At 59.3% G+C, this 22,438-nt stretch carries 21 protein-coding genes; 8 read left to right on the plus strand and 13 right to left on the minus strand.

Annotated elements, in window-relative coordinates:
• The 3 genes from repA (at position 1) to repC (ending at position 3,663) form a co-directional block, all read left to right on the plus strand.
• The gene (gene repA, locus I8E17_RS19700) at positions 1-1,194 is read left to right on the plus strand and encodes a plasmid partitioning protein RepA (protein WP_069610191.1); all 1,194 of its coding nucleotides are present in this window, start codon (positions 1-3) and stop codon (positions 1,192-1,194) included.
• Positions 1,195-1,198: 4 nt separating this feature from the next.
• Complete coding sequence (gene repB / locus I8E17_RS19705) at positions 1,199-2,200, plus strand: plasmid partitioning protein RepB (RefSeq protein ID WP_069610192.1); 1,002 nt, start codon at positions 1,199-1,201, stop codon at positions 2,198-2,200.
• A 155-nt stretch (positions 2,201-2,355) separates the two neighbouring features.
• On the plus strand, positions 2,356-3,663 hold the full coding sequence (repC, locus tag I8E17_RS19710; protein WP_069610193.1) for a plasmid replication protein RepC: 1,308 nt from the start codon (positions 2,356-2,358) through the stop codon (positions 3,661-3,663).
• 485 nt (positions 3,664-4,148) lie between these two features.
• Here the strand turns inward: repC and I8E17_RS19715 are convergent, their stop codons facing one another.
• The 7 genes from I8E17_RS19715 to I8E17_RS19745 form a co-directional block, all read right to left on the minus strand.
• On the minus strand, positions 4,149-5,156 hold the full coding sequence (locus I8E17_RS19715) for a hypothetical protein (protein WP_069610194.1): 1,008 nt from the start codon (positions 5,154-5,156) through the stop codon (positions 4,149-4,151).
• Positions 5,157-5,663: 507 nt separating this feature from the next.
• Positions 5,664-6,380 (minus strand): hypothetical protein, encoded by a 717-nt coding sequence (locus I8E17_RS19720; RefSeq protein ID WP_069610455.1) that lies wholly within the window; start codon positions 6,378-6,380, stop codon positions 5,664-5,666.
• Between the two features lie 173 nt (positions 6,381-6,553).
• Entirely contained in the window at positions 6,554-7,183 is a 630-nt protein-coding gene (locus tag I8E17_RS19725) for an exopolysaccharide biosynthesis protein (RefSeq protein ID WP_069610195.1), read from the minus strand.
• Between the two features lie 48 nt (positions 7,184-7,231).
• The gene (locus I8E17_RS19730) at positions 7,232-7,543 is read right to left on the minus strand and encodes a hypothetical protein (RefSeq protein WP_069610196.1); all 312 of its coding nucleotides are present in this window, start codon (positions 7,541-7,543) and stop codon (positions 7,232-7,234) included.
• A gap of 67 nt (positions 7,544-7,610) precedes the next feature.
• Positions 7,611-8,594, minus strand: a complete 984-nt coding sequence (locus I8E17_RS19735) for a TerC family protein (protein ID WP_069610197.1) — start codon at positions 8,592-8,594, stop codon at positions 7,611-7,613.
• 170 nt (positions 8,595-8,764) lie between these two features.
• A complete protein-coding gene (locus I8E17_RS19740; RefSeq protein ID WP_069610198.1) occupies positions 8,765-9,481 on the minus strand; it encodes a methyltransferase domain-containing protein in 717 nt (238 codons plus the stop codon).
• 140 nt (positions 9,482-9,621) lie between these two features.
• Positions 9,622-10,101: an Lrp/AsnC family transcriptional regulator gene (locus I8E17_RS19745; protein ID WP_069610199.1), complete on the minus strand. Its 480-nt coding sequence runs from the start codon at positions 10,099-10,101 to the stop codon at positions 9,622-9,624.
• A 299-nt stretch (positions 10,102-10,400) separates the two neighbouring features.
• Between I8E17_RS19745 and I8E17_RS19750 the strand changes: the two genes are divergently transcribed.
• The 4 genes from I8E17_RS19750 (at position 10,401) to I8E17_RS19765 (ending at position 14,674) form a co-directional block, all read left to right on the plus strand.
• Entirely contained in the window at positions 10,401-12,155 is a 1,755-nt protein-coding gene (locus I8E17_RS19750; protein WP_069610200.1) for an alkaline phosphatase, read from the plus strand.
• A gap of 74 nt (positions 12,156-12,229) precedes the next feature.
• On the plus strand, positions 12,230-12,694 hold the full coding sequence (locus I8E17_RS19755; RefSeq protein WP_069610201.1) for a hypothetical protein: 465 nt from the start codon (positions 12,230-12,232) through the stop codon (positions 12,692-12,694).
• 4 nt (positions 12,695-12,698) lie between these two features.
• Positions 12,699-13,385 (plus strand): ATP-binding cassette domain-containing protein, encoded by a 687-nt coding sequence (locus I8E17_RS19760; protein ID WP_069610202.1) that lies wholly within the window; start codon positions 12,699-12,701, stop codon positions 13,383-13,385.
• A complete protein-coding gene (locus tag I8E17_RS19765; protein ID WP_113366207.1) occupies positions 13,382-14,674 on the plus strand; it encodes an ABC transporter permease in 1,293 nt (430 codons plus the stop codon). Before I8E17_RS19760 ends, I8E17_RS19765 begins: the two co-directional genes overlap by 4 nt.
• A 32-nt stretch (positions 14,675-14,706) precedes the next feature.
• On the opposite strand, the gene ugpC is transcribed toward I8E17_RS19765, so the two are convergent.
• From ugpC to I8E17_RS19795, 6 genes are all read right to left on the minus strand, one after another.
• Positions 14,707-15,774 carry a sn-glycerol-3-phosphate ABC transporter ATP-binding protein UgpC gene (gene ugpC, locus I8E17_RS19770; protein WP_069610203.1) on the minus strand — a complete coding sequence of 356 codons (1,068 nt, stop codon included), beginning with the start codon at positions 15,772-15,774 and terminating at the stop codon, positions 14,707-14,709.
• Between the two features lie 30 nt (positions 15,775-15,804).
• A complete protein-coding gene (locus tag I8E17_RS19775; RefSeq protein ID WP_069610204.1) occupies positions 15,805-16,659 on the minus strand; it encodes a carbohydrate ABC transporter permease in 855 nt (284 codons plus the stop codon).
• Complete coding sequence (locus I8E17_RS19780) at positions 16,649-17,575, minus strand: sugar ABC transporter permease (protein ID WP_069610456.1); 927 nt, start codon at positions 17,573-17,575, stop codon at positions 16,649-16,651. The genes I8E17_RS19775 and I8E17_RS19780 overlap by 11 nt, the downstream gene beginning before the upstream one ends.
• 72 nt (positions 17,576-17,647) lie before the next feature.
• Positions 17,648-18,862 carry a sugar ABC transporter substrate-binding protein gene (locus I8E17_RS19785; RefSeq protein ID WP_069610205.1) on the minus strand — a complete coding sequence of 405 codons (1,215 nt, stop codon included), beginning with the start codon at positions 18,860-18,862 and terminating at the stop codon, positions 17,648-17,650.
• An 86-nt stretch (positions 18,863-18,948) separates the two neighbouring features.
• A complete protein-coding gene (locus I8E17_RS19790; RefSeq protein WP_229002165.1) occupies positions 18,949-19,704 on the minus strand; it encodes a DUF4037 domain-containing protein in 756 nt (251 codons plus the stop codon).
• A gap of 65 nt (positions 19,705-19,769) precedes the next feature.
• Positions 19,770-21,014 (minus strand): alpha-L-fucosidase, encoded by a 1,245-nt coding sequence (locus tag I8E17_RS19795; RefSeq protein ID WP_229002194.1) that lies wholly within the window; start codon positions 21,012-21,014, stop codon positions 19,770-19,772.
• Positions 21,015-21,291: 277 nt separating this feature from the next.
• On the opposite strand from I8E17_RS19795, the gene I8E17_RS19800 reads away from it, so the two are divergent.
• Complete coding sequence (locus I8E17_RS19800; RefSeq protein WP_069610208.1) at positions 21,292-22,299, plus strand: LacI family DNA-binding transcriptional regulator; 1,008 nt, start codon at positions 21,292-21,294, stop codon at positions 22,297-22,299.
• Positions 22,300-22,438: the final 139 nt, after the last annotated feature.

Below are 22,438 nucleotides of genomic sequence, written 5' to 3' on the forward strand. Positions count from 1 at the left end.
ATGCAGCCGAGCCTCGTGCTACAAGAAGATCAAGAGCACCTTCCAACGCTTCTGGCGACAGATGCGCAGGAATTGTCTTATCAGCTCCAGCAACATCAGGCAAAGATCTTCCCGCCTCAGTCACAGAAAACTATGCGGATGTTTTCGCCGGCGGAAGCTGCAGCCTTCATCGGCATCGGTGAGGGCTATCTTCGCCAGATCGCAGCCGAAGGCCATGGACCCGACCCGCTTTCCAATGGGCGCCGGCTTTATGCCGCCGAGGATATGGACCGCATCCGCAAGGTACTGGATGAGCGCAACGGGACACCCAAATATGTTCCCTGGCGCAGAGGATCGGAAAAGCTCCAGATCATCTCGGTCATGAATTTCAAGGGCGGTTCGGGCAAAACCACCACTGCCGCCCACCTCGCCCAATATCTGGCGCTGAGGGGCTATCGCGTGTTGGCCATCGATCTCGATCCGCAGGCCTCCCTATCTGCCCTCTTCGGTCATCAGCCGGAACTCGATGTCGGTGAAAATGAAACCCTCTATGGCGCCATCCGCTATGAAGAGCCGCGACCGATCGCCGATATCGTCCGCTCGACCTATACGCCGAACCTGCATCTGATCCCCGGCAATCTCGAGCTCATGGAGTTCGAGCACGAAACGCCGCGCGCAATGGCGGCAGGCCGTGCGGAGACCATGTTCTTTGCTCGCATTGGTGAGGTTCTGACCGAGATCGAGAGTTTCTACGATGTCGTTGTCATCGATTGCCCGCCGCAGCTGGGTTTCCTGACGATGTCTGCGCTCTGCGCCGCGACGTCGATCCTCATCACCGTTCATCCGCAGATGCTCGACGTCATGTCGATGTCGCAGTTCCTGACGATGACGAGCGAGCTCATGTCCGTGGTCGAGAATGCAGGCGGGCGCACCAGCTACGACTGGATGCGCTATCTCGTCACCCGTTTCGAGCCGAACGACGGGCCGCAAAGCCAGATGACAGGCTTCATGCGAGCCATCTTCGGCAATCGCATGCTGCAGAATGCCATGGTGAAATCGACGGCCGTCGCCGATGCCGGTGTCACCAAACAAACGCTTTATGAGGTCGATCGTGCCCAATTCACCAGGGGTACCTACGACCGGGCTCTGGATTCGCTCAATCTCGTCAACAGCGAGATCGAGATGCATCTCCGCCTGACCTGGGGAAGGAAATAAATAGATGGCGCGCAAAAACCTTCTTGAAATCTCGGCGCCGAACACGGCGCGCACGGATGCGCCAGCGGCAAAGGACAATCGTCCGATTGCGGGCTTCCTGCCGCAGGCGAGGGGTGGCGGTCCGGTGGGCGGCATTACGAGGACACTCGGAAACATCACGGAGAAAATGGAACGCGCCAGCGACCTCGAACGGCAACTGGCGGAAGGACAGACGGTCGTCGACATCGATCCCGATGTCGTCGACGGATCCTTCGTTACCGATCGCCTCGAAATAGATCCGATTGAGCTCGGCCAATTGGTTGAGCAAATACGCGAACACGGCCAGCAGGTTCCGATCCTTGTGCGGCCGCATCCGGAGTCTAAGGGGCGCTTCCAGGTTGCCTACGGTCATCGCCGTCTGGCAGCCGCGAAGGAACTCGGCATCAAAGTGCGCGCCGTCGTCCGTCAGCTCACGGATGACCAGCTGGTGGTCAGTCAGGGCCAGGAAAACAGCGCACGCACCAATCTTTCCTATGTCGAGCGAGCGTTGTTTGCGTTGCGCCTCGAGCAGCGTGGTTTCGGCCGCGATATCATCATGGCCGCACTCGGTGTGGACAAGGCAGCGCTTTCCAAGATGTTGATCGTCACGAGACAGGTGCCTCTGCCGCTTATCAGCGCGATCGGGCCTGCTCCTGAAATCGGCCGCAGACGTTGGCTGGAACTGGGAGAACGTCTTGAGAGCATCGCTTCCGAGCCGATCATTGCCGAGTTGTCCGCGGACAACTATCGGAAGATGTCTAGCGATGAGCGCTTCCAGCACGCACTCGCTCTGGCAACAGGTAAGCCCGCTTCTGGCAAGAGCACCGCAGCTCCCTCATCCATAGCCGGAGTTCCGGTGACCTTTAAGCGAACGCCGGCGCGCGCCACTTTTGTTTTCGACAGCAAGGCTGCGCCCGGTTTTGACGAGTTCGTGCAGGAGAGACTGCAATCTCTCTTCAACGAGTTTCAGCAAGGAAAGGAAACGTAACCCGCAAAAGAAAAAGGCCCCCAAACGACGTCGTCGTGGAAGCCCTTCTCTGATCTTAAGCAAATCGAGAATCGCATTTCCCCGAATCACAGTCAAGAGTCTTTGACGCCGTTTTGGTGAGCTGTCTTCTTTTGCCACAACGTAGGTGAAAGAAAATGGAAGCCGAATATGTGACGACGCCTTTTGGGCGGCGGCCGATGACGCTTGCCATGTTGATGGCTCAAAGACGAGCCGAGCATGGGAAGCCTATCGGGTCCGTCGACAAATGGAAGATTTATCGCGCGCTCTGTGAAGCCAAGCCTCTTCTCGGGGTGACGGATCGTGCGCTAGCAGTTCTCAATGCGCTCTTAAGCTTCTATCCGAAAAGCGAACTATCGGATGACGCCAATCTGATCGTGTTTCCCTCGAACGCGCAGCTCTCGTTGCGCGCCCATGGGATGGCCGAGCAGACCATTCGCCGCCACTTGGCTGCGTTGATCGCTGCCGGGCTTCTGGTACGCAAGGATAGCCCCAATGGAAAGCGTTATGCTCGTCGGAGCAGGGCAGGGGACGTCAACGAGGCCTATGGTTTCTCATTGGCGCCTCTTCTCGCACGCGCCGAGGAGATCGAACATCTCGCCGCTCGGGTTGCGGCCGAACGGCTTCATATGCAGAGCCTGCGCGAGCGTATCAGCCTCCACAGACGCGATATCGCCAAACTGATCGAAACTGCCATTGCCGAGGCGGTGGACGGCCCTTGGGAAGCCGTCTACGTGGCTTTCCGTGCGTTGATCGACGGTGTTCCGCGGTCTCCGACCACAATGGAGCTGGACGTTCTCCTGGATAAACTCTGCCGCCTGCATGACCAAATCATCAACCAATTGGAAACACATGTAAAATCCACGAAACTAAGCGGCAATCCCTATCAAAATGAGCGGCACATACAGAATTCAGACTCCGAATCCCTAATTGAATCTGAAACCGGGGCTGGTCAGCAAGAAGTGTCGCTGGACGAGACCGCATTCCCACGGACAACACTAGAGACGCCGGAAGCGGCAACATCTCCGGGCGCTATCGGACCAACACCCATAACAATGCACAGCTTTCGCGTTGAAGCTCGCAACGAGACTCCGATGGAGCTAAAGTCCTTCCCTCTGGATCTCATTCTCCGCGCTTGTCCGGACATCATGTCCTATGGACCAGCAGGGACCATCAACAACTGGCGTGATCTGCTTGCAGCCTCGATCATCGTCAAATCAACACTCGATATCAGCCCTGGAGCCTATCAGGAGGCCTGCAGGATCATGGGGATAGAAAATGCTGCCACCGTCATCGCCTGCATCCTCCAACGCGCCCCATACATCAATTCAGCCGGCGGCTATCTTCGCGATCTGACCCGGCGAACGGAGAAAGGAGAGTTTGCGATCGGTCCCATGCTTATGAGCCTTCTGCGGGCAAATACGACCGCGCCAAAGGTGGCCTAGCCGGGTTCCAATTTCAATGTGGAAAGGTCGATATCCGGTTCCGCCTACGCCTCGATACGGAGCGCTGGTTTAACGCAGACCTGATCAAGTCTACTGAGACGCATCCACCACGGTTCTCGTTGATGCGAAAGACCACGCACGGCCCTCCTATAGGGCTAACGGCAGGAAAGAGAGGGATAGCTTCTGATTGAGGCTTTATCTCAATAAAATCAATCGGCTAGAGGCTGTGTAAAATTCAGCCAAGTCAGCCGAATAAGTCATAGGAGACATTCTTATCGGCCGTCGATCTCAAGTTTTTATGCCGTTTTTACCGGCAAATGTCCATATATTTTCGCGTCGATCCGGCGCTGTGGTGTCCACAGGCAAGCTTACCGCGCAGGCATTTTAACGCGACAGGAGAAATTGCATCCCGGCTCCCTTAAACAGGCGCGGCAACGATCCAGGCCGTCACCTGTCAAATTTCCTGATTTAGCTCTCGGCCACCGTCACGGCTGGTCGCAGATCGGGATCGGCTTGGCAGGCGGTGCCGGATGGTCCTTCTTGTATTGCACGATGATCGGTTCGAGGGTTTCCTTCGGCCAGAACTTAGGCGTGCCGATCTCCTTCAAGCAGGAGTCGTTCCAATACAATCCGGATTGGGCCGGAGAGCGCCCCGCCGCAACGGCTTTGGCGATCGCGTTGATGTCCGAGGACTCCGGATAGATGTAGAGCGTCGTCGGATTGTCCTTCACCAGGGAAATGATCTGATTGGCATCCGATGCCGCCCAGCTGGTGCAGCCGTCGCTACGGCCGCCGGCATATTCCACCAGCTTTCCGAGCGGAACATATCCGTCCCGGTTGGCATAGGGGCTCTGCGGATCCTTCTTCATGCAGATGCCCGCAACCTTGGCGGCCGCATGTCCGCCGATCGCCCTTTCGCGAGCATTCGCGGTCTCGCCTTCGCCATCGAACTGCAGGAACGTGCGAAGATAGGCAGCTTCCTTGGTTTGTGAGAGCTTGTAGTAGCCCTTGAAGGTCGTCTTCGTCTCCTCCGTCACATAGGAACCGCCCGTCGTCAGGTTCGAGTCCATCGCATTGCCGAAGTTCTTGGCGCACATGCGGCCGTTGCCGAAATCGGCGACGCCCTTGAGATCGCGGCCGCTGCCGTGGCCGGAGGAAACGACACGGAACGTCTGTGTCGCCTCGCAAACGATGTAGAAGCGGCCCGCGGACTTGCCGTCATTTGGAGTGTTCGGACGAGTTGCGTCCATGGCGAAATAGCAGGGATTTTTGACCGTGCCTTCGCTCACCTTTCGCATGTAGAGCGCACGGGCTCTTTGCAGGACCGGTTGAGCGATCTGCCCGTCGCCGGTACCGACATAGGCTCCGAGCCAGGCCGGAATGTCCGGCTGCCGGGTGGCTGCCAGGGATTGCGATGTTGCGGGAATGACGAGGGTGAGGGAGCAAAGGCTGAGCATCTGGGGGACGCTTCGAAGGGCATGTCTCAACCGCACGGAATTAGTTCTCCTATCAAATATTCTGGGTCGGCATTCGCTGCTGCCGTCAAAAGCAATGTTGACAGCCTGCCTGCCCCACAAGCTCGCCTGCCAAACGCTTAAATCCAGAACTCATACTTGTGCGCTGCTTTGCTGAACGAGATCCTAACAGATGCAGGAGATCGCGGCTGACGAGGAAAATTGCTCGCCTGTCATTGATCGACTCCATCCGTTTTGCGCCAGCATTCTTCAGCGATCACGGCGCAAATATGGCGGAGTTGAGGCGGCGAGGGCGCCAACAAAGCCTTGATGGGCTTATGCCGCGTCACGAGATGGGGTGTGCTGCTTCTGCAAACGCGGCAAACCGTCTTCCAGATTGAAGGACAGAATTTGCTCGCTTACCTATCCATGGACGGCAGGCGCGTAAAATTCCGGATAATGCAACGGCATCATCTCGTACGATGTCGAGGTGTTGGCGATGTCGCTTTTCGGTGTCTGGATCAGGTCGAAAAAGTGGTCGGCCACTTACTGCGATGGCAGATGGGGAGCGGGAAAGTCCAGCACCCGGCTGGTATAGCTTTCGATCAGTGCGCTGAACGGTGTTCCATCCGGCAGCTTCAGCGCGGCATGGTGTTCGAGAAGAAAGGAAGGCAAGGCGAGAGATCCGCTCCCGGATGGCGACAGATCGGCGCCGGTTTCCCATCCTTGCGGGAGAGGTGACCAAAGGAGCTTTGCCGACAGGTTCGTGCGGGTGAAATTAAGGGCTTGAACCGCACGGCCGAACGCGATGTCGCTCGTATCGAGCGACTTGTTCATCTCGGCTGTGAGCTTTGCCGGCACGTACCAATTATCCGCCTCGGACAGAATACGATCCCCGCAAGCCAGACGAACGCGACGATAGGCGACAGGTTCGTCAGGTCCGACCGCCAGCAGCTTCCGGATTGAATCATCGGCCGGCTTGTCCTGACCGCGCACGCGCTGCGCAACGATTTTCGAGCCATCCGGTGCAAGCTTATGCCCAGCACACCAGCGATCGAGCGTCAGCGTGGCACTGGCATTGCTGAGGAGATCGGCATTCAGGGTCTGCAGGATTGCCAGTGCTTCCAGACGCGAGGTCGGCGTGTCGGGCCACTGAGAGGCAGCCGGCATTTCCTGCGCCGTCGCCGTCTGCGCGCCAAGCGCGATGGCGACGGCGCTGCCGAGGGCAATCATGCGGACGAATGACGGGGGCTTTGATGGCATGCGATGAAATCCTCTGCACAGATGTTTTACAGGCCGGAACCTAATGGCTGGAAATGCGCCGCTGGCATAGATGGCAAGCTTGCCGCTATTGGCAAGACGCGAAAAGGCTGTTGCGGACAAGCGCGGCAACTGGCCGCAAAATCATCCGCTGTCTTCCTCACCGGATAAGGTGCTTACGATCCGATTGCGTTCAGGCCGGTGAAAGTCAATTGGATGAGACCGGCCGTGGCGATGAAGGCCAGTGCTGAGACGAACACCGCCGCCAGGATCAGCAATCCGTCCCGTGCCATCAGGGCGACTGAGATCGCCACGAGGGCAACGACCGGCATATAGTTGCCGAGCGGGATCGGAAGGACAATGGCGACGGCCAGCAGGAAGATCGGAAAGGACAGCAGCCATTGCATGGTGCCGCCCGTGAAAGCGGCCAGACGGCCCGGACGAACGACGGTTTCGACCCTGGCGAGGATTGGCGCGCTGTAGCGTACAATGAGTTCCACGACTGCCGGCGAAAGCCGGCGTCGATTGAGAAAGGCCGGTAGCCATATCGTCCGGCGGCCCAGTGCGATCTGCACCGCCACCAGAGCGAGAGCGCTTCCGAAGACGACGCCGAACGGTCCTGGGATCGGGATCAGTGCCGGCAGCGAGAGAAAGAGGATGGTAAAGGCCATGCTCGTGTGCCCGAGGCCGCTGAGCACCTCGCCGATGGAGATGCCGCCCTGCTCATGGGCGAGCCTGGCAAGATGGTGCAGGCGAGTGGATGCCCTGTCATCATGCCCTGTCGTACCGGCAGCCTGTTCTGTCATCGGACATCACCAGATGAGGTCACCGGAATTTCTTGATTGCACAAAGCGTCAGGCTTCATCGACACCTTCGCCCTTTCCCTGGATAAGCCTGATGACGGGCGCGCAGTCCGGATTGCTTTTGTCGAGCAGATCGGCAGGGCTGCTCCAGCCGGTCGACAAGCCGATGACGGTGGAAATCGCCCAGAAAGTGTCTTCGGAGGCGCGTTGCGCCAGCGCCGGGACCTCGGACGAGAGACATGCCTGCGATTGCCTGATGATCCCGACAGGCTGGCCGGCGGCAGCGGCATGCCGCTCGATTTCGGCTTCAAGCGGGCCAAGGGCGAAAGTTGCAAAAAGGGCTGCGAGGAGATTGGAGATCATGTCTGTACCTTGTCGGAAACCTGTTTGAAGCGGGGAGGGAAGTGCCCCGAGGGGGCACCTCATGGCATCAGGCGCTTTCGGTCTTGTTGCGTGTCTTCAGCAGGCTCCAGCCGACGCCGCTTGCGATGATCGCGAAGGTAATCCCCAGCGAGAGGGCGGCCGGAAATTTTTCCAGACCCAGCATATCGGCGACGAAGATCTTCGAACCGATGAAGACGAGCACGACGGCGAGCGCGGGCTTCAGGTACCGGAAGCGGTGGATCATGGCGGCAAGCGCGAAATAGAGGGCACGCAGGCCAAGGATCGCGAAAATATTCGACGTATAGACGATAAAGGGGTCGGTTGTGATCGCGAAGATCGCAGGAACCGAATCCACGGCAAAAATTACGTCGGCGACTTCGATCAGCACGAGTGCCATGAAAAGCGGCGTAATGAACCAGACCATTTTTCCGTTCTGCGGATGCGGCTGCTTGACGAAGAAGCGCTCGCCTTGATGGTTGTCGGTAACGTTGAAGCGATTGCGCATGAAACGCACGAGCGGGTTCTTCGAGACATCGGGCTCGGCATCCTTCACGACCAGCATCTTGATGCCGGTGATGATGAGGAAGGCGGCGAAAACATAGAGCAGCCAGGAGAACTCGGCCACCAGTGTCGCGCCGACGCCGATCATGATCGCGCGCAGCACGATGACGCCGAGAATACCCCAGAAGAGCACGCGGTGCTGATAGAGGCGAGGCACGGCGAAGAAAGCGAAGATGAGGGCAATGACGAAGACGTTGTCGAGAGCCAGCGTCTTTTCCACGACGAAGCCCGTCATGTAGGCCAGGCCGGAATCGGCACCGAGATACCACCATACCCAGCCGCCGAAGGCGAGGCCGAGCGTGATGTAAAGAATGGAGAGTTTGATGCTCTCGCCGACGCCGATCTCCTTGTTTTCCTTATGCAGGACGCCGAGGTCGAAGGAGAGGATGGCGATGACGAGCGCAAGGAAGCTCATCCACATCCAGAGCGGCTTTCCCAGCCATTCGACGAAGAGCAAAGATGTTTCCATAATGGAAAACCCCTGTCGGCGCGGTGTCGGGAACGGTCCGACATCGCAAGAGCGCCGACGGCTCTCACCAGAGGGGCCCGGACCAGCGGGTTGGGGCTTAGCTGGGAAGCCGACGTTGGCGTTTCAAGGGTTCGCGTGCATTTTGCAAAGACGGCAATGTCACGTAGCGTCTAAGTGTTGGTCCGACCGATATGGATGCCGTAAACGGTTGCTCTTTCCTGCGCGACGAAATCAGACAAGGCGGGAGGAATTTCGACCTGGGCGCTATGCCGCGCGAGAATATGGAATCCCTTCGGAAGACAGGTCGCGATACGGCCGATGATCGTTTCATAATCGACGATCAATATCTCTTGTCCGGCCACAAGGTCGAACAGCCGCGGATCGTCGATCACGTGCTCATTTTCACAAAACCAGTAAGAGGAGATCGTCAGGTCGGGAAGATACCCGATCTGCGCCGGCAGGCTTTGTTGCTCGAACTGGAAACGTCCCGGCAGGCCAGCCGCTGACATCAGCTCCCTGGCGAGAGCGAGCTGATGTTCGGATATGTCGAGCCCGTAAACCTCGAGCTCGGGATTTCCGGCAAGATAGGCAAAGGCAAGGCTGAAGGCGCCCGAGCCGCAGCCGAGATCGCATACCCTTCTATATTTGTGAACCGTTGCTTCGAGGCTGGTAAGTACCCGCAGGCACTTTAGTGAATTTCGCATTCCGAACGCACGCGTGAAGGCATCGGCGGAACGACTATAGTCGAATATCTCGATCTGGCGCCTGCTTTCGACAGCATTGCGCAAGGCAATGGAATCGTTGCTGGGACGGTATAGATGATTACATCTGAGCAGAACTTCGGCAAATTCTTCGAAATGCCGCGTCTGTACATCCGTGCCGGTCATGCAAGCCCGTCCTCGCCAAGGATATTGTCTTTGGCGTGATTGGAAAGGCTGCATGCGCCGAAAGCAAGCCCTCAAAACTTGCCCTTGATGCCCGGCAGGATACGGCCGCGCAACAACGATCATCGAACGTCGGCGCCATGTCAGCCTTGCGGCAGGGCAATCGGAAATCCTTCGAATGTCTTGAGAGTATCGAGGACGATTGCCGTCTTAACATGCTGGACCGATTCATGCGGAAGCAGCACGTCGTTGACGAAACGGGAGAGATCGGTAAGCCCGCGGGTGGCAACCTTCAGGTGATAGTCCATTTCTCCTGTCAGCGCATAGGCTTCCAGCACCTCCGGCAGACCGTTGATGAGCTGCGAAAACCGGCGGGCATTATCCCTGTTGTGGGTGGCAAGCGTCACCGAGATGACGACGAGCATGTCCAGCCCCAGCTTCTGCCGGTCGAGATTGGCCTGGTAGCTGCGAATATAGCCTTCTGCCTCCAGCCTCGTGCGTCGCCTCGAGCACTGCGACGGCGAAAGCGCTATGCGCTCGCCGAGCTCGTTGTTCGTCAATCTGCCGTCTTTCTGAAGCTCCTCCAGCAGGCGCAGATCCAATTTGTCGAGCTGTTCATCCATTGCGCAAAACTCTGAGAATCCTCACGAAGCGTGTGTAGTATTCGCTTATCTTATGAGGATAGCAAGTTTTGGCATCATGAATGTCGGCTTAGCTTGCATGGCGCAGGTTGCGCGGAGTGTGTTGAATTGAAAAGAAGATCCATACGTTCGGCTGGCATTTTAGATGCGGCACACACAATCAATCTTACTTGCCGATCGTCGTTTTGAATTAGCGGTTGAGAAATTGACTCCATTTTACGTGATTGTCATCTGGCTTTTATAAGTGGGGAGCGGGAAGCAACCAAACGCAGGGGGTATAAATGCGTAAACTTCTTCTCGTCATGATGTCTGCGGCCCTGATGTCCGGCGCGGCCCATGCAGCGACAGTCTATCCGTTGGACCGGGCAACGGTACTTGCCGGTTCTCCGTTCGATTTCAAGGTGGAATTCAACAAGGTCGTCAAGCCGGAAGACGTGAAGGTCACGGTCAACGGCGAAAGCTACGACGCTATTTTCGGCAAGGCTGCCGATTTCGTTGCGGAAGAAAAGGGCGCTGAGGACAAGGTCCTCGGATCGGCCCTGATCCTGCGCGGCATCAAGCTCGCAAAGCCCGGCCAGTACAAGGTCGAGGTTTCGGCCGGCGACGAGAAGAAGTCTGTCAACTGGGATGTCTATGGCACATCGGCCACGCCGAAGGCCAAGAACATCATCTTCCTGCTCGGCGATGGTCTCTCGGTTGCGCATCGCACCGGTGCTCGCCTCATGTCCAAGGGCATGACCGAAGGCAAGGCCAATGGCCGCCTTGCTATGGACGATATCCCGCCGGTCGCCTTCATCGGCACGTCCTCGACCTCGGCCATCGCCACCGACAGCGCCAACACCATGTCGGCCTACATGACCGGCCACAAGTCGGCCGTCAACGCTCTCGGCGTCTATGCCGACCGCACCCCTGCCAGCCTGGACGATCCGAAGGTCGAAACGATCGGCGAGGCCCTGCGCCGCACCGGCAAGAAATCGATCGGCATCGTCACCACGGCCGAAGTCGAAGATGCGACCCCGGCGGCGCTCGTCTCCCACACCCGCAAGCGCGGCGACAAGGCTGACATCGTCGGCATGATGTACGACGTCAAGCCGGATGTCGTGCTCGGCGGCGGCTCGGCCTATTTCCTGGCGAAAAGCATTCCTGGCTCCAAACGTAAGGACGACAAGGACTATATCGCGCTCTTCAAGGACGCCGGCTATGCCGTTGCGACCGACAAGAACGAACTGGCGGCGGCTGCCGGCTCGAACCAGGACAAGCTGCTCGGCCTCTTCCACACCGGCAATCTCGACGTCACGCTCGACCGCGAATTCCTCAAGAAGGGCACGGTCGACAAGTTCCCGAACCAGCCTGGCCTCGTCGATATGACCAAGGTCGCGCTCGACAAGCTTTCCAAAAACCCGGACGGCTTCTTCCTGATGGTCGAGGGTGCCTCCATCGACAAGATGAGCCATCCGCTCGATTGGGATCGCGCTCTGGTCGATACGATCGAGTTCGACAAGGCCGTCGCCGTTGCCCGTGAGTTCCAGGTCAAGAACCCCGACACGCTTGTTGTCGTCACCGGCGACCATACCCATGGCGTCTCGATCATCGGCACGGTCGACGATAGCAAGCCGGGCACGGAAATGCGCGAGAAGGTCGGCACCTATGCGGCGGCCGGCTTCCCGAACTATGAGGACAAGGATGGCGACGGCTATCCGGATCGCGTCGACGTTTCGCGTCGCCTGTTCATAGCCGCCAACAACGGTCCCGATCACTACGAGACCTTCCGCCCGAAACTCGATGGTCCTTTCGTGCCGGCTGTTCAGAACGAGAAGAAGGAATATGTCGCCAACGAAGCCTACAAGGATGTGCCCGGTGCGGTCTTCGTGCAGGGCAACCTTCCGAAGGACGAGGACAGCGGTGTCCACGCCGTCGACGATGTCGTGCTCCAGGCAGCCGGCCCTGGTGCCGAAGGCTTCCGCGGTTACATGGAACAGAGCGATGTCTACCGCGTGCTGGCCGATACTTTCGCGTTCGGCGCCGAAAAGATGTAAGTCCTGACAGGCATCTGAATATAGACAGGCGGTGTCAGAACCGCCTGTTCTTCTCCATTTTATGAGGGTAAGCGATGTCGAACCACAAGATCGCCACCATCAATCGTCGAAGCTTTCTCGCCGCAGCCGTAGCCTTGCCGGTCATGGGCATTGCGACACGCGCGAATGCCGCCGAGACATTGGGCTTCGGCGAACTCTATAAGAGATTCGGCCCACTCGGGCTCGAATTTTCCGACAAGGTGAAGCAGCTGAGCGGCAGGAAAGTCGCCATCAATGGCTTCATGGCGCCGCCATTGAAGGCCGAGGCCGCTTTCTTCGTGCTCACGGAAATCCCGATGTCGCTCTGCCCGTTCTGCTCTTCCGATGCCGATTGGCCCGATAACATCATGGTCGTCTATCTCTCCTCCAAGCAGACATTCGTGCAGTACAACGCGCCGATTACGGCGTGGGGCGTGCTGGAATTCGGCTCGTGGACCGATCCGGAAACCGGATTCATCAGCCAGCTGCGTCTCCGCGACGCATCGTTCAGGAGCGTCTGAACACATGCTTGCGCTCGATATCTCCGGTCTTGAAATGCAGTTTCCCGGCTTGGCCGCGCCGGTTCTCGCCATCGACCGCTTCCATCTGCCGGCGGGCGGCAGGCTTGCGATCACCGGTGCCTCAGGCTCCGGCAAAAGCACGTTCGTCAACGCCATCACCGGCTTGGAAGAGGTCGGTAATGGCAGCATATCCTGGAGCGGCACGGAGATCACACGCCTGTCGTCCGGCCGGCGTGATGCGTTCCGCGCCCGCAATATCGGCATTGTCATGCAGGATTTTCATCTCTTTCCCGGCCTGTCCGCCTTCGAGAATGTCGTGCTGCCGATCAAGCTGGCGCGGCGCCTTGCGGCCAAGGAACGGGAACGCGCACTTTATCTGCTGTCTGTCACCGGTATCGCCCGACCGCAGCAGAAGATCGAGACCCTGTCGCGCGGCGAGATGCAGCGTGTTGCCGTTGCCCGCGCACTGCTGTCGCGTCCCGGCGTCATCGTTGCCGACGAGCCGACCGCCAGCCTGGATCGTCAGGCGGGTAGTGCTGTCGCGGAGCTTTTGCTGCAGCTTTCGGCCGAGGAGGGGACGACGCTTGTCGTCGTTACGCATGACGCTGCACTCGCCGAGCGCCTTGGCCGCCGCATCAATCTGGCAAACGGGCGCATTAAGGAAGACAGCCAGGAGGCTGCCGCGCAATGATCACCTTCATCCTTGCCGACCTCAGACGTTTCTGGAGCGGGGCGCTGGCCGTCGTGGTGCTGATCGCCCTGTCGGTCGCGCTGAGCGTGACGGTGACTCTGCAGGAGCGGGCAGTCCGTCTCGGTAGCGCGCGCGCCGCGGAAAAATTCGATCTGCTCGTGGGGGCCGCCGGCAGCGAGACGCAGCTGGCGCTTTCCGCCGTCTTCCTGCAGCCGGCGCCATTGCCGCTGATGGAGGGTGCCGTTCTGTCCCGCCTTGCCAGTGATCCGCGTGTAGAACTGGCGGCACCGGTCGGCTTCGGCGATTCCGCCTACGGACATCCGATTGTCGGCACGACCACGGGCCTCATTTCGTCCCTCTCGCCGTCGCTCTCGCAAGGGGCGATGTTCGCGCGCCTCGGCGAAGCGGTGGTCGGCTCGGATGTCGCCTTGCCGACCGGCGCGGAAGTCAAGCCAATGCATGGCACGGCCGAGACCGGCGGCGAAACCCATACGGCGATCGCCTATAAGATCACCGGCCGCATGGCGCCGACGGGAACAGCCTGGGATCGCGCCATTCTGGTGCCGATCCGTGCCGTCTGGCAGTTGCACGGAATGCATGGCGCGGACCATCACGACGATGATGGCGACGAAGCCAATGTGCATGGCGCAGCCGTGCCGCATCAGCATGACGACGGGCGCGAAGAAGACCACGATCATGAGCATGGTCATGTCGATGCCAATGCGCCGCTCGACGAGCATTTCGATGCGGAGACGCCCGGCGTTCCGGCCGTTCTGGTCAAGCCGAAGACGATTGCTGATGCCTATCGCCTGCGGCAGGAATACCGCACGGGTACGACGCTCGGCATTTTCCCGGCTGAGGTGTTGACCAGGCTCTATGCAACGCTCGGCGATGCCCGCAGCCTGCTGCTGGCGATCGCATTTGGAACCCAGGCGATCGTGATTGCCGCGATCGTGCTGGTCACCATCATGCATGTCGGCTCGCGGCGCCGGCAGATCGGCGCCTTGCGGGCGCTTGGAACACCGATCCGCTCGATCGTCACGCTCGTCTGGGGCGAGCTTTTCGTCCTGTTCGCCGCCGGCATCCTGCTCGGTATCGCGCTCGGCTACGCGGCAGCGCTGGTTATCTCCCTCAGGCTGGCCGCAGCGACCGCCGTGCGCCTGCCCGTCGGTTTCTCTTTCGATGATCTCTGGCTTCTCGGAGGCTTTGCAGTCGTTGCCGCGCTTATCTCGATCGTGCCGGCGTTCAGCGCGCTACGCTCCAGCCCGGCTGCCGCGCTTCGAGCGTAATAATGGTTCGATCGTGCGGGATACAGCCGTTTTCAATGCAAGCGCCGGCCATTCGCTGGATCGAACAGATGTGTCTTTGCCGGGTCGATCTTCAGTTGGATCGGCTGGCCGGGGGACACGGCGGGGCGGTCCCTAACGGCTGCGACGATCGACTGCGCGCCGGCCTGCAATTGCAGATGCGTGTCCGAGCCCGTCGGCTCGATGATGATGACCTTGGCCTGCACGCCATCCGTATCGACGGCAATATGTTCCGGGCGGATGCCGAGCCGGACGGATCGGCCGAGATGGCGGCGGGCGTTTTCCGGCAGCGGCCAATGCAGATCTTGCGCGTCCTGCAGCCCCAACGTCCCGTTTAAGTCGGTGACGAGGCCATCGATAAAATTCATCGACGGCGATCCGATAAAGCCGGCGACGAAGCTGTTGGCAGGCGCATCGTAGATGTCAAGCGGTGAGCCGATCTGTTCGATATGGCCGCCGCGCATCACGACGATACGGTCGGCCATGGTCATGGCCTCCATCTGGTCGTGCGTCACGTAGATCATGGTGGTGCCAAGCCGCTGATGCAGCGTCTTGATCTCGGTGCGCATCTGCACACGCAGCTTGGCGTCGAGATTGGACAGCGGTTCGTCGAAGAGGAAGACGGCGGGGTTGCGGACGATGGCGCGCCCCATTGCCACGCGCTGTCGCTGCCCACCGGACAATTGCCGGGGATAGCGGTCGAGCAGGGCGGCGAGATCGAGGATCGCTGCGGCATTGTTCACCTTTTGCTCAATTTCCTGGCGGCTGCGGCGCGCGAGCTTCAGCGAAAAGGCCATGTTGTCGCGCACGGTCATGTGCGGATAGAGCGCATAGGACTGGAACACCATGGCGATATCGCGCTCATTGGGTTCGAGATCGTTGACGATGCGGTCACCGATTTCGATCTCGCCGTCGCTGATGCCTTCCAGCCCGGCGATCATCCGCAGCAGGGTGGATTTGCCGCAACCCGAGGGTCCGACAAGCACCACGAATTCTCCATCCTGTGCGGCGACGGAGACGCCGTGCAGCACTTCAAGCGCGCCGTAGCGTTTGATGGCATTGCGAATGGTCAGTTTCGCCATGGATATCTCTCCCAAAATTCGGCCGGCGCTTCAGCGACCGCCCATGCCCGCATTGTGGGCGATGCTGTTGTAGATGAGCTTCTGCAGGATGATCGCGAGGAAGATGCCTGGAAGCATGGAAAGGGTGGCACCAGCCATCAGATAGTTCCACTGCGTGCCTTGCTGTGTCTGGAACAGGGTTAGGCCGACCGGCAGGGTAGCATTGTCGGCACCCGTCATGACGATCAGCGGCCAGAGGAAGTTGTTCCATTGTCCGATGAAGGTGAAGAGTGACAGAAGCCCGATCGCCGGCATCGACAGCGGTACGATGATGCTGACGAGGATCCGTAGGCGCGACGCGCCGTCGATCCTGGCGGCTTCCTCGAGTTCCATGGGAATGGAGAGGAAGAACTGCCGCATCAGGAATGCGCCGAAGGTGCCGAAGGAGATCGGCAGGATCACGCCGGGGAAGGTGTTGACCAGACCGAGCTTGTTGACGATCAGAAACAGCGGAATGATGAGCATCAGCGGCGGCACCATCAGCGTGCCGATATAACCGAGCAACAGCGTTTCGCGCGCCCTGAATTTCAGCCGCGCGAAGGCATAGCCGGAAAGGCAGGAGACGACGACAGTGATCGCTGTCACGCAGATCGCGATCATGGCGCTGTTGAGGAAGAAGCGGCCAAAGGGCAGCTGAGCCCAGGCAGCTGCAAAATTACCCCATTCGAAGATATCGGGCAGGATGTGTGGGGGTATCGCCGTCACCTCGGCATTTGAGCGCACTGCATTCGATACCATCCAGAAGAAGGGAAAGAGAAAGGCGATGGCGACAAGCGTGATTGCCAGGTGATTGACGACATCGAGCACCAGCTTCCGGCGTGTTCTGGCTTCGGATTTAAGCGTCATAATGCACCCATTTGCGCTGGAACCAGAATTGCAGGGCCGTCAGCGCCATGATCAGCGCGAACATCACCCAGGCGATGGCAGAGGCGTAGCCCATCTGGAAGTTCTGAAAGCCGCGTTGGTAGATGGCATAGCCGAGCGTCGCGGTCGACGATCCCGGCCCGCCCTTGGTCATGACGAAAATCTGGTCGAAGACCTGCAGGGAGGTGATCGCCGTCATGACGGTGCCGAAGAACAGCGTCGGCGAAATCAGCGGCAGCCGGATTTTCCAGAAGCGGTCCCAGGCCGTCGCGCCATCGATGCGGGCTGCTTCGAGGTAGCTTGCCGGCACCATGTCGAGCGCGGCGTTGAAGAGAACGGTATTGTAGCCAACGCCGGCCCATATCGAGGTGAGGACGACCGCCTGCATGGCAAGTGTGCGATCGTTCAGCACGCCCGACAAGGGCAGTGATAGTGAGGCCATCAGGCTGTCGAAAAGCCCGCCGCTGGTGAAGATCAGCATCCAGACCATAGCGACCGCAATCAGTGGGGTGAAGGTCGGGAGAAAGAAGATCACCCGGAACCAACGCTGCCCGATCTTCAGGCTCGAAATCCACGTCGCCAGCCCGAGCGAGATGATGATGTTCAGTACAAGATATTCGACAGTGAAGAAGAGGGTGTTGCGCAAGACCGTCCAGAATTGCGGGTCGGTCGTAAACAGGCGCGCATAGTTGGAAATGCCGACGAAACGCGGCGTGCCGAGCAGCTGCCAATTGGTGAAGCTGAGCGCGATCGAGGCAAGGATCGGCAGGACGAGAAACAGGACGACGCCGATCAGGCCCGGCAGCAGGAAGAACAGGGCCGTCCATCCCTCGCCTTTGAACCATTTGCGCGAGAGTGGCCTTGGTATTGCGATCATGTCGGTATGCTTACCCAGCATCATGGGCTTCTCCTTTCCGGCAATGCCGCTGCGGTCGAGCCGATGAGCCCGGCCGCAGGCAGACGAGACACGCTATGGCAGCTGGCTCTGAATGTCGCTCAATACGCCTTCGGGTTTCGAGTCTCCCGTCAGCGCAAGCGGCACATATTGCGTCACCAGATTCTCGAACTGGTTCCATTTCTCATTGATGCGGAACGGTGTGGTGTGGGCAAACATATATTGCAGTGTATCGCGGGTGCCGCTGACGTTCTTGGCAGCGCCGTCATACCAGGCGGTCTGCTGTGCAAGCCGGGCCGGCAGTGCGCGTCCGGCCGCGCCGAGGATTTCCGCGGCCCTGGGGCCTGTCAGCACCTGCAGCGCCTTGAATGCGGCATCCTTGTGCTGACTGGTGGCGGAGATACCCCAGCCCGAGCCGGCCGTAATGAAGCGCGAAGAGCCGCTGCCGCGCGGCAGCGGTGCGATGCCGATCTTGAAATCGACATTGGCCTGCCCGGTAATCAATGACCAGGGACCGTCGATATACATGGCGACATTGCCCGAAGCGAAGCGGCCGCTTGCGGCCGAAGCATCGGCCGCGGAGGCAAAGACCGGCGAGAGTTTGTCCTTGGCGGTGAGATCGGCATATTTGCTGAACGCATCGACAAAGCCGGCATTGGTAAGGTCGAATTCATTGTCGGCGTTGAAATAATCAGCGCCGAGCGCGACGGGGCCGGCGATGAAATCAAAAGCCTGGGTGCCATAGCCGTAGGTTCCGTCCTTTGTCAGCGCCTTGGCGTCTGCCTTGAAGTCGTCGAACGTCCAGTCCTTGGCGGGCTCCTTCAAGCCGGCGGCTGCGAACTTGTCGCGATTGTAGAAGACCATCCACGGGCCGACATCGTAGGGCAGCGCATAGAGTTTGCCGTCCTGCGAAAGACCGGACATGATCGATGTCTCGAAATCAGCCACCTTCACGTCGCTGCCTTTCACGTAATCATCGAGCGGTGTCAGGATCGAAGAGAAGTTCGGCAGGCGCATCGATTGCATCGAGACGATATCGGCGACCTGACCCGATGCTGCCAGAACCGGAAGGCGGGTCCAGTAGTCCGTCCAGCCCGAAAGCTGCAGCTTGACCTTTATATCGGGATATTGCTTGTTGACGAGATTGGCCAGCTGCTGCCAGAGCTCCGCATCGTTCGGCGCGCCCCACATCTGCCAGGTAAGTGTCACGGCGGTATCCTGCGCTTGCGCGCAGATGCCGGGTAGTGAACCCGCCGCAAGGGCGGCGGCAAAGATCAATGAACGCTTCATGATTGTTCCTCCTCCTTAATGACTTTCGTTGCAGTGACGTTCATCACTATCCGGACGCTCCCCTCCGGCTTGGTCTTGCGGCTCGTTCACGCCGCGATCATCGCCTCCAGGTCGGCGATCAGGTCGATCAGTTCGCTTCGCTGACGCTGCCACGTGTCCGGGCCTTGCTCCGGCTCGAGAATGGCCGTCATCCGCTGGAGAAAGTCGGGCGGCAGCCGTTCGAGTTCGGCTGCCATGGGCAGATTCCAGCCGTCGCCCGGAAAATAGACCCGGTTGAAGGCAAAGACGGTCTGTAGAATGGCATTGGCAAGCTTGCCTGTGAGACCGACGAGAAAGACGAGGTCGCGGCGAACGACCTTGCTCTCATAGTGATAATCCCTGGCCCAATAGCGCAGGACATCCATATATTGGCTGAGCACGGAGACCCGCAGCGCTTCCGGATATTGCGCCAGTTGCTGCCTCCAGCCTGCCAGCAAACCCTTGGGATCGGCGATGATCTGCTGGTTGGCAAGATCGGTCGGCAGATGATAGCCCCAGATCGTCCATTCGAAGCTCTTGGGCACGACCACTCCGGCAAGCCAGGAATCCAGGTCGCGCTGGACGCCGGCATACCGCCGCATCCAGACGCCATCCATGCGGATGCCTTCGGCCTGCCAGTCTCGCAGCGCGGCATCGAAACGCCGCCACGCCGCGGTTTGCCGGACCTCCGGTCCGCGATAGGCATCGGCATAGACCCTGAAGTCAAAATCCGATCGTGCATCCGACCTCCCCTTGCCGCGCGATCCGGCGAGTGCAACGGCACCATTGCCGTCCTCTGCCAGATCGGCGATCAGGGGGGTCATTGCGGCTATGAGTTCGGTTTCGCGGTTCACGACGGCACAGGCGCGGCTGGGCTTCGCTATCTCCCTTAATCCTTGAGGATCAGTTCGATGACTGGCGTCACGACGTCAGGCTTGAGCACCGGCAGTTCCAGGGTCAGAATGCCCTCTCCGACGGCGACGCCGACATTTTGGTCGACCTCGGCATCAGGGTCGAGCCAATGCAGCTCGCTGGCATCGTGCAGAAACTGTGCATATTTGACCCTGCGCTCCAGCCCTTCGATATGGATGTGGCGGAAGGGCCAGGTCTGTATATGCAGGTAGAGCCGATTACCCTTCTGGGTGAAGCGGCATCCGTTTGGCGCCTTGTAGGCCGAAGGTCCTGCGCCATAGATCGCACGGCCGTTCAGGCGCAGCCATTCGCCATAGGTGTCGAGCGCCTTGATGGCGCGGGCGTCGAAGGTGCCGCGACCGGTCGGGCCGACATTCATCAGCAGATTGCCGCCGAGCGAGACCGTGTCGACCAGGATGTTGATGAGCTGGCCAGCGTCCTTCCAGCTGGTCTCGTCGCGATAATAGCCCCAGGAGCCGCTGAAGGTGTGGCAAGCTTCCCATCGCACCGGCAGGCCGGCAACGGTCGGTGCGACGCGCGGCGTATATTGCTCCGGCGTGACGAGTTCGGGCATGTGATCCGCATCGCGCGGCAAGTCGAGGCGGTCGCCGACGATGATATCGGGCTGTAGCTGGCGCACCAGCTTCATCAGGTCGTCGCTCTCCCAATCGGCGCGCCCCTTGCCGGGCAGGCCCTTGTAGAGGCGCTGGGGATAGCTGAAATCGAACCAGATCACGTCGATCTTGCCGAAGTTCGTCAGAAGCTCGGTCACCTGATCGCGCATGTATTTGGCGTAACGCTTGACATCGCGACCCTCGTTGAGCTTGGCGGCGTCGGGATGGTTTCGCTGCGGGTGATGTCCGTCGATCGGGAAGTCTGGGTGATGCCAGTCGAGCAGCGAATAATAGAAGCCGACCTTGAGCCCCTCGGCGCGAAGCGCTTCGACATAGGGGCCGATCAGGTCCTTGCCATAGGGTGTGTTGGTGACCTTGTAGTCGGTGACCTTGCTGTCCCACAGGCAGAAGCCTTCATGGTGTTTCGCAGTCAGAACGACATATTTCATGCCGGCTTCGCGAGCGCGGCGTGCCCATTCGCGGGCGTCGTAAAGATCGGGGTCGAAATTGTCGAAATATTTCTGATAGGCCTCGGTGGTGAACTCCTCACGGTTCTTCAGCCATTCGTGACGTGCGCCGAGGGCGTAAAGTCCGAAGTGGATGAACATGCCGAAGCGGTCGTGTCCAAACCATGCCTTGCCGTCGGCCACATTCTGGCCGCCACTGATCGCTGCGTCGCTCACACTATCCTCCCAAGTGTTAAGGCTTCATCGAACCGGTTCGATTTGATAATTGATCCTGATGTCCAGTATGTCAAGCGCACTGTTGAAATCTCTTTCCGCATATTGCTTCATGGCCGGCAAATGTTAGATTTATGACAAAGATTCATGGAAGTGACCCCTTCGATCGGAAGGCGTGAGGCGATAGAAACGGTTCGAAAAATTCATGGCCACCATTCGTGACGTCGCCAAACTCGCTGACGTATCCGTCTCGACGGTGTCGCTGGCCTTGAGCAATCCGGCGCGCGTCAGCCAGAAAACACTGGAAAAAATCCATCAGGCGATCGCCGCGGTCGGCTTCGTTGCCGATCCGCTTGCCCAGAGCCTGGCGCGCGGGCGCAGCCGCATGATCGGCTTCATCGTCGGCAATGTCGGCAACCCGTTTTTCGGGGATATCCGGCGCGAGCTGGAAAATTATGCGCTGGACCATCAGCACTTCGTCGTCGTCACTGATTCCTCGGGCAAAACGGATCGTGAGAGGGCGATGATCGAGCACCTGATCGGCCTCAAAACCGCGGGCCTTGCGCTTGCGCCGTCAGGCCATGATCGGGATTATATCGACTTCATTGCCGGCCTGAACCTGCCGATCGTCTGTTTCGACCAGAAGGTTGCCGGCATCGAGCGCGATTTCGTCGGCTCCGACAACTATCTGGCCGGGGCTATGCTGACGGAACATCTCCTGCAGCTCGGCCACAGGCGCATCGCCGTCATCACCGGTCCGAGCCATATGCATACCGCGACGGAGAGATATCGCGGCTTTGCCGATACGATGGCCAATGCCGGTGTGGACATCAATCCGAATTTCGTCGTCGACGGCCAGTTCACGCGCACAGCCGGCTACGAGGCGGCCATGCGTTTGCTGATCCAGCCCGAACGCCCAACCGCGATCCTCGGCACCAATAACGCGGTTGCGCTCTCGGCGCTGCAAGCCATGCAGGAGCTGGGCTTCCGCTGTCCCGAGGACATTTCGCTCGCCATGATCGACAATGTGCAGTGGAGTTCGGTCATCACGCCGCGCATCACCATGGTGGTCCAGGATACGCTGGCGCTCGGCGGCATCATTGCAAGACGCCTGATGCACCGCATCACCAATCCGCAAGGTGCGGTCGAGCCGCCGCAGGATTTCGTGCTGACGCCAAAATTCGTTCCGGGCAATTCCTGCCGGAGAATTTAGAACTCTTTGCACCTTACATTGGGCACCGAAGACGTCTTGTGCTTTGGCGGCGAACGTTCTCAGGATTACCTCAGAACCGGTTGCCGAAGCCGAGCCGGAAATTTCCCCTTGTCGTAGTCTTGCTTCGGGAGCGCCATGG

The sequence above is a fragment of the Rhizobium sp. AB2/73 genome (assembly GCF_020871915.1).
Classification (GTDB): Bacteria; Pseudomonadota; Alphaproteobacteria; order Rhizobiales; family Rhizobiaceae; genus Rhizobium; species Rhizobium dioscoreae.

What these genes read in the sequence shown, in the direction of transcription:
- I8E17_RS19740 (WP_069610198.1), bottom strand. Translation starts at nt 9,481, where the DNA reads ATGACCGGCACGGATGTACAGACGCGGCATTTCGAAGAATTTGCCGAA.
- repA (WP_069610191.1), top strand. Translation starts at nt 1, where the DNA reads ATGCAGCCGAGCCTCGTGCTACAAGAAGATCAAGAGCACCTTCCAACG.
- I8E17_RS19785 (WP_069610205.1), bottom strand. Translation starts at nt 18,862, where the DNA reads ATGAAGCGTTCATTGATCTTTGCCGCCGCCCTTGCGGCGGGTTCACTA.
- I8E17_RS19765 (WP_113366207.1), top strand. Translation starts at nt 13,382, where the DNA reads ATGATCACCTTCATCCTTGCCGACCTCAGACGTTTCTGGAGCGGGGCG.
- I8E17_RS19750 (WP_069610200.1), top strand. Translation starts at nt 10,401, where the DNA reads ATGCGTAAACTTCTTCTCGTCATGATGTCTGCGGCCCTGATGTCCGGC.
- I8E17_RS19725 (WP_069610195.1), bottom strand. Translation starts at nt 7,183, where the DNA reads ATGACAGAACAGGCTGCCGGTACGACAGGGCATGATGACAGGGCATCC.
- I8E17_RS19720 (WP_069610455.1), bottom strand. Translation starts at nt 6,380, where the DNA reads ATGCCATCAAAGCCCCCGTCATTCGTCCGCATGATTGCCCTCGGCAGC.
- I8E17_RS19730 (WP_069610196.1), bottom strand. Translation starts at nt 7,543, where the DNA reads ATGATCTCCAATCTCCTCGCAGCCCTTTTTGCAACTTTCGCCCTTGGC.
- ugpC (WP_069610203.1), bottom strand. Translation starts at nt 15,774, where the DNA reads ATGGCGAAACTGACCATTCGCAATGCCATCAAACGCTACGGCGCGCTT.
- I8E17_RS19760 (WP_069610202.1), top strand. Translation starts at nt 12,699, where the DNA reads ATGCTTGCGCTCGATATCTCCGGTCTTGAAATGCAGTTTCCCGGCTTG.
- I8E17_RS19775 (WP_069610204.1), bottom strand. Translation starts at nt 16,659, where the DNA reads ATGACGCTTAAATCCGAAGCCAGAACACGCCGGAAGCTGGTGCTCGAT.
- I8E17_RS19745 (WP_069610199.1), bottom strand. Translation starts at nt 10,101, where the DNA reads ATGGATGAACAGCTCGACAAATTGGATCTGCGCCTGCTGGAGGAGCTT.
- repB (WP_069610192.1), top strand. Translation starts at nt 1,199, where the DNA reads ATGGCGCGCAAAAACCTTCTTGAAATCTCGGCGCCGAACACGGCGCGC.
- I8E17_RS19795 (WP_229002194.1), bottom strand. Translation starts at nt 21,014, where the DNA reads ATGTTCATCCACTTCGGACTTTACGCCCTCGGCGCACGTCACGAATGG.
- I8E17_RS19755 (WP_069610201.1), top strand. Translation starts at nt 12,230, where the DNA reads ATGTCGAACCACAAGATCGCCACCATCAATCGTCGAAGCTTTCTCGCC.
- I8E17_RS19800 (WP_069610208.1), top strand. Translation starts at nt 21,292, where the DNA reads ATGGCCACCATTCGTGACGTCGCCAAACTCGCTGACGTATCCGTCTCG.
- I8E17_RS19735 (WP_069610197.1), bottom strand. Translation starts at nt 8,594, where the DNA reads ATGGAAACATCTTTGCTCTTCGTCGAATGGCTGGGAAAGCCGCTCTGG.
- I8E17_RS19790 (WP_229002165.1), bottom strand. Translation starts at nt 19,704, where the DNA reads ATGACCCCCCTGATCGCCGATCTGGCAGAGGACGGCAATGGTGCCGTT.
- I8E17_RS19780 (WP_069610456.1), bottom strand. Translation starts at nt 17,575, where the DNA reads ATGCTGGGTAAGCATACCGACATGATCGCAATACCAAGGCCACTCTCG.
- repC (WP_069610193.1), top strand. Translation starts at nt 2,356, where the DNA reads ATGGAAGCCGAATATGTGACGACGCCTTTTGGGCGGCGGCCGATGACG.